We start from the raw sequence: 16,311 nt of genomic DNA, 5'->3' as shown, positions 1-16,311 counted from the left end.
GGTCTTTTGCCAAACCGAAGATGTGATTTCGTAACACCCCCTGATTTTTTTGCATCATACTCAAAATATGCCTGAACATACATATCCGTATTATCCCCAATAATTTTAATGGAATTTTTATTGGCACCCACCGTCCCATCAGACCCAAACCCCCAAAACTTACAGCTTACAGTTCCGGTCGTATCAACGGTCATCGGTTTAATGGGCAGTGATAAACAGGTTACATCATCCTGAATACCAACTGTAAAATGTTCCTTTGGCTGCGGTATATCCATATTATCGAACACCGCTTTAATATGTGCCGGCGGTACATCTTTAGAAGATAGTCCATACCGGCCAGCTAAGATTGCTATATTCCGGTCACTATTTTTAATAGCCGCACAAACATCTTCATAAAGCGGTTCTCCCACCGCTCCCGGTTCCTTGGTCCTATCAAGGACAGTAAGCATGGTCACACTATTCGGCAAAGAGGCAAAGAAATGCTTCAGTGAAAACGGCCGGTATAAATGAACCTGCAGATACCCGACTTTTTGTCCTTGCCCCATTAATTCATCAATGGTTTCTTGAATAGCTCCCGTAACAGACCCCATTGCAACAATAACGTGTTCTGCATCTTGGGCACCATAATAATTAAACAATTTGTAATCACGCCCGGTTAGTTTATTGATGTCATCCATATAGGACTGTACAATATCAGGGAGATTAATATAATGTTCATTGACCGCCTCCCGTGCTTGGAAAAAAATATCAGGATTATTAACACAGCTGCGGATACATGGATGATCCGGGTTAAGGGCGGTATGCTTAAAATCATACAGTGCTTCTTTATCAATCAATTTGCCCAATTCATCATATGGCATAACTTCAACTTTTTGAATTTCATGAGATGTCCGAAATCCATCAAAAAAATGCAGAAAAGGCACACGTCCCTTAATCGTGGAAAGATGTGCCACTCCAGCAAGATCCATAATTTCTTGAACACTGGAACTGCATAACATGGCCCACCCTGTATTTCGGCACCCCATAACATCAGAATGATCCCCGAAAATAGACATAGCATGAGAACCCACTGTACGAGCCGCCACATGAAGGACAGCCGGTTTAAACTGCCCGGCAATACGATGCATTACCGGAATCATCAGCATCAGTCCCTGTGAAGCGGTATAAGACGTCCCCAGAGATCCGGTTTCAAGTGCTCCGTGCAAGGCCCCTATTGCGCCTGATTCAGCCTGCATTTCCATGAGTTTAACCGGCTGGCCGAAAAGATTTTTTTTCCCTTGCGCCGACCATACATCAACGTGTTCCGCCATCGGTGAGGATGGAGTAATCGGATAAATCGTGGCAACTTCCGTGAATGCATAGGATACGTATGCTGCCGCTTCATTTCCATCCATGGTTTTCATTATGTGTTTTGCCAATTTCAACATCTCCTTATAGAATGACTCTCTCATACATAAGTTAAACGTTTATCTTATCGCCTTAATTATAACGAAGAACTAACGTTTTTTCAATAATCTTGCAAAAACAGCAAAGTTAAACCTTTAACTATGTTTTTTAATTATATGTAAAATACATAGTTAATATGCTAATATTACAATGTAAAAGCCTTAATATATATTCAATTTTTATATTAAAATATGTACTAACTTAATTTACAATTATATGGTAAGCTATATAAAATCTATAATTTTTTTCGATAATTGTATAGAAAAATGTTTATATTTAGACTGTACCTTATATGGTATAATATATAAAGAAAGGAGTTTCTCATGTATTCATGTAAATCGTTTTTCTACATACCTGCATTTTTTCTATTATGGATAAGCGGCTGCGGCAGTTTACCTAACTCAACACCCCCGCCAGCACCTTCTATTTCATCTGCAGTATCAGCAATTCCTTCAATTGATCCGCAATCGGAACAACTTTTTCAAAAAGGATTAACCGCTTACGAAGTGTTTGATTATAATAAAGCAATATCCTTTTATAATAAATCACTTTCTATCGACAAAAATAATTATAAGGCCCTTTCCGGAAAAGGAATTGCTTTAGCCATGCAAGGTAATGAAAACAACAATACGCAGGATATTACTACTGGAATCACTTTGATCAAAAGTGCTTTGCAAAAGGATCCTAATTATGTACCTGCTTTTTACGATTTAGCCTTAGCATTGAAAATCAATAAAAACTATGACGAATCTATCTGCTGGTTTCAAAAGGTTATTCAAAAAGAACCTGATAATACATGGAGTTATTATGGAATTGCTACAATATATGGCGATAAAGGCCAAGCAAAAGAAGCTGTAACATATTTAAAAAAAGCAATTTTTTTGGACAGCATCAATGTAAAGCAGGCTGCCCGTACACAGTCTCACTTTGACTCTATCCGCAGCGATCCAGATTTTAAAGCTCTGATCAATGAATAATTTCTTTATGAACCAGTATGTTATTTTCTGCCAATAGCACCTATACTTTTATATTTAGTATTGAAGGAGGAATAAACATGGATAGATCTGATATGATGCACGTGATGTATGACAAGAAAGGCCCCGCAGTAGCCAAAGCTTTCGAAAAGCGAAATTTTGAAGCGTATTATTGTCCTACTAAAGAAAATGCATTGGAAAGAGCATTGTCTCTTATTCCCAAAGAAGATGTGATTTCCTGGGGCGGTTCCGTCTCTATTGATGAAATAGGTCTGCGGCCTTATATTTTGGAACACGGTTACACAGTTATTAACCGTGATGATGCAAAATCTCCAGAAGAACGTATCGAACTAATGCGCAACGCATTGCTCTGTGATACATTTCTTATGAGCGCTAATGCGGTTTGTGAAGATGGACAGTTATTTAATATTGATGGGAATGGCAACCGTGTCGCAGCCCTTTGTTATGGTCCCAAACAAGTCATTGCAATCATTGGCATGAATAAAATTGAACCTACTGTAGATACCGCTATTGCTCGCGCCCGTTCCGTAGCAGCACCTATCAACGTTCAGCGTTTTGCCGGTACAAAAACACCTTGCTTTATAACAGGAATGTGTGCTGACTGTCTAAATCCACAGACTATATGCTGCCAAATAGTACGCACTCGATTCTGCAAACCTGCAAATAGAATTAAAATAATTCTTGTTGGAGAAAATCTCGGATATTAAATCCGTCCATATAATCATGTATATTGCAAACAAAAGAAAGAAGCAGAGAAATAGATGTATATTCTCTGCTTCTTTCTTTTGTTTAACAAATGTATCTTGCTGTTATTTTATATATCCGCTTCTGCTAATTCGCACAAAATATGGCCAATCATAATATGCATTTCCTGCGTTCTTGCTGTGACCTCAGATGGAACAGCCAGACATACATTACAGATTTCTGCCATTTTGCCGCCTCCCATACCCGTCATGCCAATAACCATAAGACCATATTCTCTAGCAGCATACATTGCCGACAAAACATTTGCACTATTACCTGACGTGGAAATCCCCACCAATACATCTCCTGCCTGTCCCAATGCTTCAACCTGTCGTTTAAATATGGTTTCATATCCATAGTCATTGGCAATCGCCGTAAGAATAGAGGTATCTACAGTCAAAGCGGTGGCAGGAAGCGCCTTTCGTTCTTTTTGAAAGCGGCCCACAAATTCTGCAGCTAAATGCTGTGCATCAGCTGCACTTCCGCCATTACCACAAAAAAGAATTTTATGGCCTTCCGCAATAGCTTTGCTGATTATCGCTCCTGCTCGTTCGATTTCGGGTTGCAACCTCTTTGTCGCAGATAAAACAACTTCATGGTCATGCATCCGTTCTTCAATAATACTCAAAAGAAACACCTCCTTTATTCCCTATCTGAACCATCTGAAAGAATCGTAATCCGACCTGTATCCGGATGGATTACAGCACCATGAATCAAAACATCCGCAGGCAAATACGGATTTTTTCGTAGATGTTCTACCGTTGTCATAACCGATGTCGTGATATTTTCGATGGGATCTGCCCATTTCTGCAATTGTGGATGAATCTTTTCAATATCCGACGCAGCAATTCCTCGTGCTTTCATTTTAGCACACAAGCTCGCTGCCGTAGTATGCAGCATTCCACAATCATCGTGCCCCATAACCAGAATTTCCTGAACCTGAAGTTCATATACTGCAACCATCAAACTGCCGATAACACTATCAAAATCTGTATACACCACATTGCCCGCCACTTTGATAACCTTAGCTTCTCCACGGGAAATTCCCATTGCCGGCTCTAAAAAAGATACAAGGCGGGTATCCATACAGGCAAGAATTGCCAATTTACGCGTAGGATACTTACAAACAGGTGCTTTCGCTGATTTTAGTTGACACGCTACAAATATATTATTTGCTTCTTTAATCTGCTGTAATAAAAGAGACATGATCCAACCTCCTGAAAACAGAAAATATATGTGATCACACTATACCATTCAACAAATGTTTTGCTTGTATATACTGGTCAATACCTGCCGCTGTCTTTTTTGCTTCGCGCATAGCCAGCACAACGGTTGCCGGTTTATGAACAACATCACCGGCAGCAAATACCCCCGCACGATGGGTCATGCCATAAGGTTTTTGCATCGTCGAGATATACCCGTCATCCGTTACTTCCACTTTCAATGACTGAATGCTGTCGATTTCGGGACGATTGCCAATAGCTGCAATAATTTTATTCGCCGGAACAATTCCATATTCACCAGTGGGAACCATGGCAGCATCTGCAAGTATTTTTTGCTTTTCATATTGCAAGCCCTCCACATGCTCAGTTCCAACAACAGCACGAGGTGCTGAATAAAATTGGAACTTCACGCCATCCGCTTTCGCTTCCTCATATTCTGATGGAAGGCACTTCATATTTTTCTCTGCGCGGCGATACATAATAGATACATCAGCCTGCAGACGCAGCGCTGTCCGAGCGGCATCAATAGCAACATTTCCCGCTCCTACGACAATTACGGCATCCCCTTTTTGAATAGGAAGATTTTTAACCTCCTCTTCACCCATTTGCACTTGCTGTACCTGATGAAGAAATGCTTGTGCATCAACCACTCCGTCTATTTGGTCATTGTCAATGCCAAGACTCCACGCAACAGATGTACCAATACCGACAAATACTGCTTCATACCCTTCGGCAAATAAATCCTCCAATGACTTATTCCCACCGATTTTTATATTATATTGAAAATGTACACCCAATTGCTGCAGTGATTCTATTTCACGATAAATATATTTTTTATGCAGTCGAAATGCAGGAATTCCAAACAGCAGCATTCCGCCTGGCTGTCCATCTCCTTCAAACACCGTAATGTCATAATCTCTGCGTGCCAGTTCATAGGCAACAGTAAGCCCCGCCGGTCCGCTGCCTATGACAGCAACTTTGCCATTGCTCTTTTTGCTTGCTTTTTGAGGAAGAAAGCCTCCTTCCATCGAAACGTCTGCAACAAATCGTTCCAATTTTCCAATGGCAATAGGTTTTCCTTTCTTTCCCAAAATACAATGACCCTCACACTGTATTTCCCGCGGACAGACACGTCCACAAATAGCGGGTAAATCATTACGATGTAAAATATATTCTGCAGCTGCACCGAAATTTCCTACAGACAGTTCATGTATAAATTGCGGAATTTCGTTATTAATGGGACACCCCTTCCGACATTGCGGTACGGCGCAATGTAGACAACGCCGTGCTTCCATGACGGCCTCCTGCAACGTAAGATCATAATCTGCCAAAAGTTCCTGCTCAAATGCAAGAACATCCTGCATATCCTTATTTTCCGCCACAACCATCAACTCCTGTTATTCTTGTAATTACACATAAAAATGGTGCGCCCAAGATGACTCGAACATCCGACACGCAGTTTAGGAAACTGCTGCTCTATCCAGCTGAGCTATGGGCGCATCAAACACGCACAATATTTTGTGCGCACCACTATAATACCATGTATTTTATATTCTGTCATCTGAAAAATTATACTAAAAGCAGTCCCTGGTATCTTATATATCATGCAGGGAATTTACTGTACTACCTGTACAAAAAAACCTCCTATAATGGATAGCTATATCATTTCCATTATAGGAGGGACGCTTATCCCTATGCAAGAATCTGTTTAATTTTAGCTGCGTAGTACATTGCAATTTATACCGCAGTTTCTTTATTTCAAAAAATATGTAATAAATGAATTTCTCTTAAAACGTCACACTCATTCCACTTGCAGTTTCTAATCAGGTGATTTTTCCATCGCAATAATTGTTTCTTCTGCAATTTTATTACTGCAAGCTTTTCGTCCATAAAATAAAAAATACAAAATAAAACAAAAAAATGCAATCACACCGGCAACAGTATAAAGTTGGGAAAAAGAAAACACATTACGCATATTCCCCAAAATGTAAGGTCCTATTCCAATCCCCAAGTCCAATGCCACAAAATAGGTTGATAAAGCTACGCTTACACGATGAGGATGTGTTAATTTAATGCATACGGCTTGCCCATTCGACATAAAAGTACCATATCCTAATCCGACAAAAACACTAGAGAGTAATAGTAAAAATGCCGTATCCGTTATGCTTAAAATATATAAACCAACCGCTAAAAATAAATAACACGGATACAGTACATAATTTTCACCTTTGCGGTCAAAAATAATTCCCGTAAGAGGCCGCGTAATCGTAATAACGACAGCATATACAACGAAGAAAAAGGTACCTGCCTGAACCAAATGAATTTCACGAGCATAGGCCGCCAGAAAACTGAGCACACTAGAATAAGCAAACCCCATAAAAAGAGCAATGACAGAAATAACAATAACACGTGGTTCTATATAATTATCAATAGAATAGTTTTTCATGCGTTTAATTTGTTCGTCTGTCAACTCAATTTCATTGATCTGCAGCATGAAACAGCCGATTACACACAATCCGACTAAAATTGCACAAATAATAATAACAACGTTGAAATTAGCTATCAACATAAGTACCATTCCCAAAAATGGTCCAATAGCTGCTGCTAAACTAGTACTTAATCCATAATAATTAATACCTTCACCACGACGTTTTACAGGAATGCAATTAGTAATAATTGTATTCGTTGCCGTTGAAATAATGCCATACGCAAGACCATTAAGAAACCGTATCCCATACATTATTTCTAAATTCGGAATATAGAAATAAAAAAGTGTAGAAACAAAATAAAAAACAATTCCACAGTATAACGTCTTTTTTCTTCCATATAATTCAATATTTTTCCCTAATTGCAACCGTGCCAGCAACGTCCCAACAATAAAAACGCCAGATGCGAGTCCTGCTTCACTTAATGACGCATTAAGCTGATCTTTTGCGACAACAGCAATAATAACCATAAGTAAATAATAAATCAAATATACGATAAAATTGATGCCCGTATCCAACAAAAAATCTTTATTCCATAACGATTTTTCCTTCATTCCCTGTGTCATCTCCATTAAATTGATAGAGCCTATTTTATACCTAATAGTCTTTCTTGTATAACAAATAATAATAATATCGGATATAAAATAATGTGATGACAGATAAAGCGTTACCTACAATTAGCTTTGATATAATTTTCGAATATAATCAATAAATATTTTCATCATTTTATATTTTGGATTTTTTTTCTTGTATAACAAATAACAGGACATATCAAACTTTGGTTCTACTTCATAGTATCCTTTACAAACTCCCATCGCCATAAGAAATCGTTCAGATAACAACGCCCCTGTAAGATTTTCCTGACAATACTGCATAATCGCATACGGTGTAGAAAACCATGCCTGTACAACAGGATGACAATCTATATCCGAAAAATATCTTTCAATATTAGTATTCATCAAATAATATGACGAATACTGCGCTAATGGATGTCTCGCAATATAATCGGCAGTAACCGGTTGATTTTCTACATGCATATTCGGAGCGTAATATACCATTTTTTCTGTACAAAAAAAAGTCTGTTCATAGTTATTAATATTCATTTGCGGAAGGCAAAAAGTCGATATAATGTCAAGTTTATCTTCTTCAAGCTGTTTTAGAAGCTCCCGTGCCTCTAAATTATACACACTAATAGACATTTCCGGATGATGTTTCTGAAAATATGCTAAATGACGATTCATAAGCACGTCACCTAATGACATAAGTGTCCCCACAGAAAGAGAAAGTGTCTGGCCACTCAATGCTTGTATATCACATATACACTCTTCAAGATCCTGCAAAATAATTTGTATTTCCGTCAGAAACAATTCTCCTTCTTTCGTTAACTTACTGCCCTTATTTGATCGTGCAATAAGCTGTACTCCTATCAGTTCTTCCAATTTTTTCATTTGGAAACTAAAGGCAGATTGTGTTATATTAGCTTCTTTTGCCGCGGCAGTAAAATTACGGACTTTTCCGTAAATAATAAAATTTTCTAATTGTTGTATATTTGGCAAATTCATCATTACCTGTCCCCTTATATTTCCAATATAAAAATAAAGTCTCCAAACAGCATATTCTTCGGAGACTTTTTTATTATTACACCATACATTATACTATATATTTATATATTACAACAAATAGACGTATGTATTTTACTAGGGAAATTTTTATAAAAATTGTGGATAACTTATACATTTTCATAGAAGATGCCTATGTTTTTGTAAAAAATTGCGTACGTATCATCATTTTTTTTATTTTCCCAAGATCATACACCCCGATATCCATTATTTATCCACAGCAATCCACAATATATCCACTTTAACCGATAAACATAAAATAATCATACTTATCCGCATGGTTGTGCTTATTTTCTATATAATTATGTACTTAGGATGCATTGTTTTTTTTAGTTATCCACATTTTATTGTTTCCATTTTTGCTATACATTCGGCGTATTCGACTATTATCGTATATTTTTTTCCGTTTACGCACACAATGGTACATCCATGGTGATAAATTGTGAACAAATTGTGGATAACCTTATTTTCTATTAGATTTCTTCTGTTGGACGGCTCCAATCAATGTGGACATCTAAGTCCAACCATATGTATCCTAACGCTAATTTTAAATTTTCTAAGCTGGAAACAGGTGCCGCGCTTATCGTTTCAAAAGTTGACAGCCCCACATAACGATGCATCGCTTTTTCTTTTGTCAAATATTCTCGAACTTGTTTTTCTTTTTCCAAATCATGAAGACATATTGTCAACTCTTTTGTCTCCGTATCATATTGAATATAACCATTATTATTTGAATCCGTATGAGCAATTACCTTGAAAATAGACATATCACATTACTCCTCGCTAAATAAAATTAACAATATTTTAAACACTCTTTATTTATTTTTATCATGAGATAATTCCCATAAAAACCCTTCCATAATAGCGTTGCGGCCAAATCGCTGTTGTAAGTTATCAATCGCTTCAACTACTTTACCTTTTATTTCCTCATCTTCAGAAAAAAGATCTCCCTGAATTCGAAGCGGCTGCAATTGACTTACTGTCAATCCTAACAACCGTATCGGTTTTACTCTCCCCGCTTTATTATACAATTTTTTTGCAGAAAAATATAATTGCTCCTCTGAACAAGTTCCATTATTCTGAAGCGTAAGTGAACGAGTTATCGTATGAAATGAGGCCAATCTAATTTTTATTGTAATAGTTCGTCCCATCAGATGATGTCGGCGCAAGCGCCATGAAACTTCATTGGCCAATATTCGAAACTGCTCGTCGATTTCCTCAAAAGTAAAAATATCATGTTCATAGGTATGTTCATTGCCAACTGACTGAGGCCGGCGGCTTACTTGCAATGGTCGTTTATCTATACCGCAGGATAACTCGTAAAGGCGTTTTGCCTGGCTTCCGGCAACAGCAGTCAACACACTTACTCCCACTGCAGCAACATCACCAATAGTACAAATCCCAGCAGATTCTAATGCCGCTGCAGTTACTCGCCCCACTCCCCAGAGCCGGTTTACTGGCAAGGGTGCCAATATTTCCTGTTCTTTTCCATATGGAATCCACATTAGACCATCTGGTTTTCGCAAATCAGATGCTAATTTTGCCAAGAATTTATTCGGAGCAATCCCCGCAGAAGCAATAAGACCTATGTTCTTATGAATATCATTTTTAATAGCAATACCTATATCTTTTATCTTTGGGTATTGCCGTTCCATACCAGACACATCCAAAAATGCTTCATCTAAAGATAATGGTTCAATAAATGGTGAATAATGCGACATAATAAGGCGTATCTGGTGGGATACTTTTCGATAATAAGACATGCGCACTGGCAAAAATACACCGTTGGGACACAATCGGCGCGCTTGTTTCATACTCATTGCCGAATGAACGCCAAAAGCACGTGCCTCATATGAAGCAGTGGCAACAACACCACGATCCATTAAACCACCAATAATAACAGGAAGTCCCCGTAATGCAGGATTATCTCGCTGCTCAACAGATGCATAAAATGCATCCATATCAACATGCATGATCCAACGAACTGACATTTTGATTCCTCCGTATTTTCTATATAGTCTATTATACAACTTTTTACAATTTTTGATATATCATCAATATAAAATACTCGCCTTTCAATATGTGAATTAAATAACTAATTCGTTTTCTTATTTACTAAAGTGTGTTAATATAATATATATAGTTCCTATTTAGGAGGTGTCATGATTTATGGATTTATTTCAGTTAACCTATTTTGTTGAAGTTGCTCACAAAAAAAGTTTTACAAAAGCCTCAAAATCCTTGCACATTAGTCAACCTTCTATTAGTAAAGGTATTCGAACATTAGAAAAAAATTGGAATACAACATTATTTAACCGTAAGGGGAAAACAATTGAATTAACGGAAACTGGTTTATATTTATTACCTAAAGTCGAAATTATTGTGAACGATTTCACTAAAATAAATGAACAAATGGAATCCTCACGTTGTTTAAATTCCGGAAATTTATCCATTGGAATTCCTTCTATGCTCAGCATGCCTTCTATCGCACCTTTTATCAGCTATTTTTTAAAAACATACCCGTACATCAATTTAGAACTTCTGGAAATAAGTTCCCAAAAAACGATTACCGCTATTGACGAAGGAAAGATCCAAGCTGGTTTTATAATATTACCGATGCGCTATGACATCCCCTATGAATATTATATTTTCAAAGAAGAACTATTAAATATCCTCGTCTGGCGCAATCATCCGTTAACACTAAAACAATCATTAACTATAGAAGATATAAAAAACGAAACTTTTGTATATTATCCTGCCACGTTTGCCTTAAATCCTTTCATCCAATCCTATTTTCAAAAAGTAATGGGACACCCAAAGGTGGTCTGCCGGAGCAGTAATTGGAATTTTCTTGTAGAAATGGTACGCATCCATTTAGGCATTGCCTTAGTACCGCAAAATATTTGTACTCATTATTCAAATAATGATATTGTTTCGATTCCTTTAATTGAACCTAAAATTACATGGACTGTTGCTATGACTTGGAAAAGCCAGGGATTCTTGCCATATCCAGCTAAAATTTGGGTTGAATCATTCAAAAAATATTTTAAAAATAAAACATAAAAGAAAGAAGGTTTTTATAATCATGTGCCAAGAAGTATTAGCTAGTGAAGATATACATGAAATATTTAGCCATCAAATGAAAAACGGACAGTTCAGTTCAATTTCGACAGTAACTGCCGGTTTAAACTATTTAGACCTATTAAACCGTAGCCGGCTTGACGTACTGGCTGCTAATAACAAAAGAACCGCAGCGGCTCGTAAAGCATTTATTTTAGAGAAAAAATTATATCAATATATTAGACAACAAACACCGTTAAGTGTATTTGACACTGACTACCGCCAAGAAATCACAATATACATCCGCATGCGCGAATTATTCTTAACCGCTGGTGACTTCACTTTTAAACAACATCGTTTCTCATTCTTATTAGAGTTAATCCAGTTGTACCGAGAAGACATTTGTGAAATTTTAACAGGTCGAGACGCTATACTTCAGAAATGGGAACGAGAACTGTTTTATAACTATTTGCTTATGGATATGGGAAAAAAAAATACAGAAGACATCGGAAAAGAGGCCATCTCCAATGGATACCATGAATGTGATTATACCTTAGAAATAGAAAATGTATGGAAACAACCTGCAAAATCAATTCCCCGGACAAACTTTTCATATGTACTCCAAAGTCTGCCGATAAGTAATATTGCCCTCTGTACCCTGGCTTATATGAGAGATCATTGTGCAGAGCTGCGCCCTTCTTTATGGATTGTGGACGATACGGCTATTTGGAATATGTTTAAATCTGGATATATCCCTTCTATTACAAAGAAGGATATTATCACCGTTGCCGCTACCTATATAAAGTAAAAAAAAGGCGATTGTAAGTAGAATTTTCCTACGTTTACAATCGCTTTTCCGTATCAGCTGATTACGCGCTTAGCGCCAATATACCGGGATTCCCAATAGCTGCTGTGTAAATTAGCTATTGCGACACCTCCTGAAGTAGTCGCACTGATAAACTGATCATTTCCAATATAAATTCCAGAGTGTGAAACTCCAGGCGCATAGGTAGTAAAGAAAACCAGATCTCCCGGCTGCAGCATAGAGGAAGAGACATAGCTGCCAATAGCATATTGATCATCTGCCATCCGCGGCAAGTCAATACCTACTGCCGAATAAACATATCGCGTAAACCCAGAACAATCAAATCCACTCGGTGTATTCCCGCCAAAAACATAAGGTACTCCTAAATATTGATTAGCTATTCCAAGTACTCGATCCCGCATGGAGGAATAGGCCCGGTCAGGACTTCTGCTGTAAGAATAGCGACGAACAGACCCCGTAGTAAGTTCACGTCCTGTAAGTGCCCTAAACGTTGTCGGACCAACAATTCCATCTGCGTCAAAGCCTTGACTCGCCTGGAACTGCCTGACAGCTTGCTCGGTAACACTGCCAAAATCACCGTCAACAGGTATATTATACCCTTTATTGACAAGTGCCTGCTGAATAATAGTAATAACTGTATCTGAATTTATTACAGGAGCAGCCGAAACGGTTCCTGCATCTGCAGACCCGTTAAAATTTTTTTGTACAAAACGACTTGTATTATTTACCGGAATATCGGATCCCATAATGGCTTTATACGTTTGCGCACCAACAATTCCATCAACATCCAAGCCGTGACTAGATTGAAAATTTTTGACCGCTTGAACGGTCCCCGTGCCATAATCACCATCAGCAGCAATACCTAATGCCTGCTGAATAGCAACTATTTGAGTTCCCCGATCCCCCGGATGAAATGTCGCACCCGAATAGGATGTAACTGTTAACATGATTATACAGGTAACACCTGCTACTCTTTGCCAAGTACCCATCAAATACTCCTTCCTTTTGGATAGTATAAAGCCTTTGCTTTCCCATATTTAGTCATTGTTAGTTGTTTACACTTATTAAACAGGCTATCCGAAAAGAACACTGACATTACTTTTAGGATAGCCTTTATATTGTTGTTATACTGTGTCATTCTCATTAATTTCGATAATCATTATACCATATTTACTTTATATCGTCAAAAAAACAACGAATTCGAAATAAATTCGAATCCGTTGAATTATATAATATGTATATTAAAATTTATTTTCTTTTGCCGCACCTTCTACAGCGACAGCCACCGCAACAGAAGCTCCTACCATAGGATTATTTCCCATACCTAGGAATCCCATCATTTCAACATGAGCAGGGACAGACGAAGAGCCAGCAAACTGTGCATCTGAATGCATCCGCCCCATAGTGTCCGTCATACCATAAGATGCCGGCCCTGCCGCCATATTGTCCGGATGAAGCGTTCTGCCCGTGCCGCCGCCGGAAGCTACGGAAAAATATTTTTTCCCCATTTCAATGCATTCTTTTTTATACGTGCCAGCTACAGGGTGCTGGAATCGCGTAGGATTTGTAGAATTCCCGGTGATAGATACATCCACGCCCGCATAATGCATGATTGCAACACCTTCACGGACATCATCCGCTCCAAAACAGCAAACATCTGCACGTTCACCTTTAGAATAAGGAATTTCACTAACAATTGCAAGTTTTCCAGTCATATAATCAAATTGTGTCTGCACATAGGTAAATCCATTGATACGAGAAATAATTTGAGCTGCATCTTTGCCTAATCCATTTAATATAACTTTAAGTGGAACTTTACGCGCTTTATTAGCATTGCGAACAATACCAATGGCACCTTCTGCCGCTGCAAAAGACTCATGACCCGCTAAGAAAGCAAAACATTTCGTTTCATCTTTTAACAACATCGATGCCAAATTCCCATGACCTAAGCCAACCTTGCGATCGTCTGCTACCGAACCGGGAATACAAAACGCTTGTAATCCAATTCCAATAGCGGCCGCGGCTTCTACAGCAGTACGACAATTTTTTTTGATAGCAATCGCCGCCCCTACCGTATACGCCCACCCCGCATTTTCAAAAGCAATGGGCTGAATTTCTTTTGCGATCGTATATGGATCAATTCCTGCTTTCGCACAGATATCCCGGCATTCTTCCACACTATTTATACTATATTTTTTCAACACTTCCAGAATTTTATCGATTCTTCTATCATAGCTTTCGAATAGTTCCATGTTTAAGCCCTCCTATTGTTCTCTTGGATCGATATATGAATCTGCTTCATCAAAACGGCCATACTGTCCTTTTGCTTTTTCCATAGCAGCAGCCGGTTCTATACCTTTTTTTATAGCTTCCATCATTTTTCCAAGATGAATAAATTCGTAACCAATCACTTGCTTTTCTTCATCAAGAGCCATTCTGGTAACATATCCTTCTGTAAGTTCTAAATACCGAGTTCCTTTTTTCTTTGTTCCAAACATAGTTCCTATTTGGCTGCGCATACCTTTTCCCAAATCATCAAGACTAGCCCCGATGGGAAGTCCCCCTTCAGAAAAAGCGGTTTGTGTACGGCCATATACAATCTGCAAAAAAAGTTCGCGCATAGCAACATTGATAGCATCACAGACAAGATCGGTATTCAATGCTTCAAGCAATGTCTTACCCGGTAAAATTTCCGAAGCCATCGCGGCAGAATGCGTCATCCCTGAGCAGCCGATAGTTTCTACAAGTGCTTCTTCTATAATACCTTCCTTTACATTTAAGGTCAGTTTACAAGCCCCCTGCTGCGGGGCGCACCAGCCGATGCCATGCGTCAACCCATTAATATCCTTTATCTCTTTAGCCTGCACCCATTTTCCTTCTTCAGGAATTGGTGCGGGACCATGATATGCACCCTTTTTAACCGAGCACATATTCTTTACTTCTGTTGAATATAACATAATTTATATTTCCCTCCCCAGAATATATACCTATCTCAAAACAATCTTCTTCAATTTTTTAACTGCTTAAAAATGTCTTTAAATGTTTGTTTATGCATACTGCCTTTACGCCATAAAAAGGAAAACGCATGACGCACATTAAAATGGCGAATGGGAACCTGACGCAGCAATCCTTGTTCTAATTCCCTGCGCACAGAATGTTCATATAAAAAAGCGACTCCGCAATTACGCGAAACCATCTCTTTTATTGCCTTAGGACTACCAGCCTCTACTCGATACGCAAAATCTTCTATTGTCAAATTATGCTCTGCCAAATGCCGTTCCAGCAAATCCCGGGCTCCAGCACCTTTTTCACGAATAATAATACGCATTTTTAATAAATCTTTCCAAACCGTAATATCCTCTGCTGGGTAGTCAGGTCCACATACAGCAATTAGGGGTTCTTCAGAAAAAGGAAGCGTATCATACTCACATACTTCAAAAAAACCTTCAACAATAGCAAAATCGATTTTTCCTTCATCTACCAATTTTAACAGATATTCCGTATCAGCAATCTCCAACCGTAAATTTAAATTAGGATTGCGGTTCAAAAACTCCGCTAACTTGTCAACAATACAGAACTCGCCAATAGTATGTGTAGCACCCATTGCTATCGATTTATTATTGCGCTGTAAATCCTGAAGCCGCTGTTTCAACATAGAATCATCATGCCGAATCGTTGCCGCTGCATTCAAAAGGATGTGGCCTGCTTGGGTCAGTGCAAGGTGTTTCCCAGTATAACTAAACAGCTTTGCCCCATATTCTTTTTCCAGATAACGTATATGTTGAGATACCGCTGGCTGGGTAATGCGTAATTCTGCCGCTGCTTTAGTATAATTCATGTGGCGGCAAACACATAGAAACGTATGAATACGAAAATCCAGCATAGTTGCCATCCTTTCAAATAATCATTTTA

Annotated in this window: 16 protein-coding genes and 1 tRNA gene; 4 read left to right on the top strand and 13 right to left on the bottom strand. The window is 38.3% G+C overall.

The genetic code is table 11. From position 1 onward, the window contains the following. Nucleotides 1-1,418, bottom strand: a 1,418-nt coding sequence (locus BLR11_RS08845) for a 2-oxoacid:acceptor oxidoreductase family protein (protein WP_176762929.1), incomplete at its 3' end; no start/stop codon positions are given. Between the two features lie 351 nt (nucleotides 1,419-1,769). Between BLR11_RS08845 and BLR11_RS08840 the strand changes: the two genes are divergently transcribed. Next, nucleotides 1,770-2,423 carry a tetratricopeptide repeat protein gene (locus BLR11_RS08840; protein WP_091650874.1) on the top strand — a complete coding sequence of 218 codons (654 nt, stop codon included), beginning with the start codon at nucleotides 1,770-1,772 and terminating at the stop codon, nucleotides 2,421-2,423. 77 nt (nucleotides 2,424-2,500) lie between these two features. Further along, nucleotides 2,501-3,148 (top strand): lactate utilization protein, encoded by a 648-nt coding sequence (locus BLR11_RS08835; protein WP_091650871.1) that lies wholly within the window; start codon nucleotides 2,501-2,503, stop codon nucleotides 3,146-3,148. Nucleotides 3,149-3,255: 107 nt separating this feature from the next. On the opposite strand, the gene gmhA is transcribed toward BLR11_RS08835, so the two are convergent. From gmhA to BLR11_RS08795, 8 genes are all read right to left on the bottom strand, one after another. Further along, nucleotides 3,256-3,792 (bottom strand): D-sedoheptulose 7-phosphate isomerase, encoded by a 537-nt coding sequence (gene gmhA, locus BLR11_RS08830; RefSeq protein WP_176762933.1) that lies wholly within the window; start codon nucleotides 3,790-3,792, stop codon nucleotides 3,256-3,258. A 35-nt stretch (nucleotides 3,793-3,827) separates the two neighbouring features. After that, on the bottom strand, nucleotides 3,828-4,391 hold the full coding sequence (locus BLR11_RS08825; RefSeq protein WP_091650865.1) for a beta-class carbonic anhydrase: 564 nt from the start codon (nucleotides 4,389-4,391) through the stop codon (nucleotides 3,828-3,830). A 34-nt stretch (nucleotides 4,392-4,425) separates the two neighbouring features. After that, a complete protein-coding gene (locus tag BLR11_RS08820) occupies nucleotides 4,426-5,772 on the bottom strand; it encodes an FAD-dependent oxidoreductase (RefSeq protein ID WP_425433753.1) in 1,347 nt (448 codons plus the stop codon). Between the two features lie 58 nt (nucleotides 5,773-5,830). After that, nucleotides 5,831-5,907, bottom strand: a tRNA-Arg gene (locus BLR11_RS08815). A 320-nt stretch (nucleotides 5,908-6,227) separates the two neighbouring features. After that, entirely contained in the window at nucleotides 6,228-7,448 is a 1,221-nt protein-coding gene (locus tag BLR11_RS08810; protein WP_091650860.1) for an MFS transporter, read from the bottom strand. A gap of 123 nt (nucleotides 7,449-7,571) precedes the next feature. Then, on the bottom strand, nucleotides 7,572-8,459 hold the full coding sequence (locus tag BLR11_RS08805; protein WP_091650856.1) for a LysR family transcriptional regulator: 888 nt from the start codon (nucleotides 8,457-8,459) through the stop codon (nucleotides 7,572-7,574). A 527-nt stretch (nucleotides 8,460-8,986) separates the two neighbouring features. Then, nucleotides 8,987-9,280 carry a hypothetical protein gene (locus tag BLR11_RS08800; protein WP_091650853.1) on the bottom strand — a complete coding sequence of 98 codons (294 nt, stop codon included), beginning with the start codon at nucleotides 9,278-9,280 and terminating at the stop codon, nucleotides 8,987-8,989. Nucleotides 9,281-9,328: 48 nt separating this feature from the next. Next, entirely contained in the window at nucleotides 9,329-10,504 is a 1,176-nt protein-coding gene (locus BLR11_RS08795; RefSeq protein WP_091650851.1) for a DNA polymerase IV, read from the bottom strand. Between the two features lie 178 nt (nucleotides 10,505-10,682). Here BLR11_RS08795 and BLR11_RS08790 point away from each other — a divergent pair, with 178 nt between their 5' ends. Together BLR11_RS08790 and BLR11_RS08785 are read left to right on the top strand one after the other, a co-directional pair. After that, nucleotides 10,683-11,576, top strand: coding sequence for a LysR family transcriptional regulator (locus BLR11_RS08790; protein WP_091650848.1), 894 nt, complete (start codon nucleotides 10,683-10,685; stop codon nucleotides 11,574-11,576). A gap of 22 nt (nucleotides 11,577-11,598) precedes the next feature. Then, nucleotides 11,599-12,381, top strand: a complete 783-nt coding sequence (locus BLR11_RS08785; protein WP_091650845.1) for a hypothetical protein — start codon at nucleotides 11,599-11,601, stop codon at nucleotides 12,379-12,381. A gap of 53 nt (nucleotides 12,382-12,434) precedes the next feature. Here BLR11_RS08785 and BLR11_RS08780 read toward each other — a convergent pair whose 3' ends face one another. The 4 genes from BLR11_RS08780 to BLR11_RS08765 form a co-directional block, all read right to left on the bottom strand. After that, the gene (locus BLR11_RS08780; protein ID WP_091650842.1) at nucleotides 12,435-13,388 is read right to left on the bottom strand and encodes a C40 family peptidase; all 954 of its coding nucleotides are present in this window, start codon (nucleotides 13,386-13,388) and stop codon (nucleotides 12,435-12,437) included. A gap of 252 nt (nucleotides 13,389-13,640) precedes the next feature. Then, the gene (locus tag BLR11_RS08775) at nucleotides 13,641-14,651 is read right to left on the bottom strand and encodes a GGGtGRT protein (protein WP_091650839.1); all 1,011 of its coding nucleotides are present in this window, start codon (nucleotides 14,649-14,651) and stop codon (nucleotides 13,641-13,643) included. A gap of 12 nt (nucleotides 14,652-14,663) precedes the next feature. Beyond that, nucleotides 14,664-15,356, bottom strand: a complete 693-nt coding sequence (locus BLR11_RS08770; RefSeq protein ID WP_091650837.1) for an iron-sulfur cluster assembly scaffold protein — start codon at nucleotides 15,354-15,356, stop codon at nucleotides 14,664-14,666. A gap of 50 nt (nucleotides 15,357-15,406) precedes the next feature. After that, nucleotides 15,407-16,282: a LysR family transcriptional regulator gene (locus BLR11_RS08765; RefSeq protein ID WP_091650832.1), complete on the bottom strand. Its 876-nt coding sequence runs from the start codon at nucleotides 16,280-16,282 to the stop codon at nucleotides 15,407-15,409. Between the last annotated feature and the right edge of the window lie 29 nt (nucleotides 16,283-16,311).

This window comes from Megasphaera paucivorans, assembly GCF_900103535.1.
GTDB lineage: Bacteria > Bacillota > Negativicutes > Veillonellales > Megasphaeraceae > Megasphaera_A > Megasphaera_A paucivorans.
Note: the sequence above shows the minus strand (reverse complement) of the source record. Positions and strands in the feature narration are given on the sequence as shown.

What these genes read in the sequence shown, in the direction of transcription:
- BLR11_RS08780 (WP_091650842.1), bottom strand. Translation starts at nt 13,388, where the DNA reads ATGGGTACTTGGCAAAGAGTAGCAGGTGTTACCTGTATAATCATGTTA.
- BLR11_RS08820 (WP_425433753.1), bottom strand. Translation starts at nt 5,772, where the DNA reads ATGCAGGATGTTCTTGCATTTGAGCAGGAACTTTTGGCAGATTATGAT.
- BLR11_RS08825 (WP_091650865.1), bottom strand. Translation starts at nt 4,391, where the DNA reads ATGTCTCTTTTATTACAGCAGATTAAAGAAGCAAATAATATATTTGTA.
- BLR11_RS08805 (WP_091650856.1), bottom strand. Translation starts at nt 8,459, where the DNA reads ATGATGAATTTGCCAAATATACAACAATTAGAAAATTTTATTATTTAC.
- BLR11_RS08790 (WP_091650848.1), top strand. Translation starts at nt 10,683, where the DNA reads ATGGATTTATTTCAGTTAACCTATTTTGTTGAAGTTGCTCACAAAAAA.
- BLR11_RS08840 (WP_091650874.1), top strand. Translation starts at nt 1,770, where the DNA reads ATGTATTCATGTAAATCGTTTTTCTACATACCTGCATTTTTTCTATTA.
- BLR11_RS08810 (WP_091650860.1), bottom strand. Translation starts at nt 7,448, where the DNA reads ATGAAGGAAAAATCGTTATGGAATAAAGATTTTTTGTTGGATACGGGC.
- BLR11_RS08785 (WP_091650845.1), top strand. Translation starts at nt 11,599, where the DNA reads ATGTGCCAAGAAGTATTAGCTAGTGAAGATATACATGAAATATTTAGC.
- BLR11_RS08800 (WP_091650853.1), bottom strand. Translation starts at nt 9,280, where the DNA reads ATGTCTATTTTCAAGGTAATTGCTCATACGGATTCAAATAATAATGGT.
- BLR11_RS08765 (WP_091650832.1), bottom strand. Translation starts at nt 16,282, where the DNA reads ATGCTGGATTTTCGTATTCATACGTTTCTATGTGTTTGCCGCCACATG.
- BLR11_RS08835 (WP_091650871.1), top strand. Translation starts at nt 2,501, where the DNA reads ATGGATAGATCTGATATGATGCACGTGATGTATGACAAGAAAGGCCCC.
- BLR11_RS08770 (WP_091650837.1), bottom strand. Translation starts at nt 15,356, where the DNA reads ATGTTATATTCAACAGAAGTAAAGAATATGTGCTCGGTTAAAAAGGGT.
- gmhA (WP_176762933.1), bottom strand. Translation starts at nt 3,792, where the DNA reads ATGCATGACCATGAAGTTGTTTTATCTGCGACAAAGAGGTTGCAACCC.
- BLR11_RS08795 (WP_091650851.1), bottom strand. Translation starts at nt 10,504, where the DNA reads ATGTCAGTTCGTTGGATCATGCATGTTGATATGGATGCATTTTATGCA.
- BLR11_RS08775 (WP_091650839.1), bottom strand. Translation starts at nt 14,651, where the DNA reads ATGGAACTATTCGAAAGCTATGATAGAAGAATCGATAAAATTCTGGAA.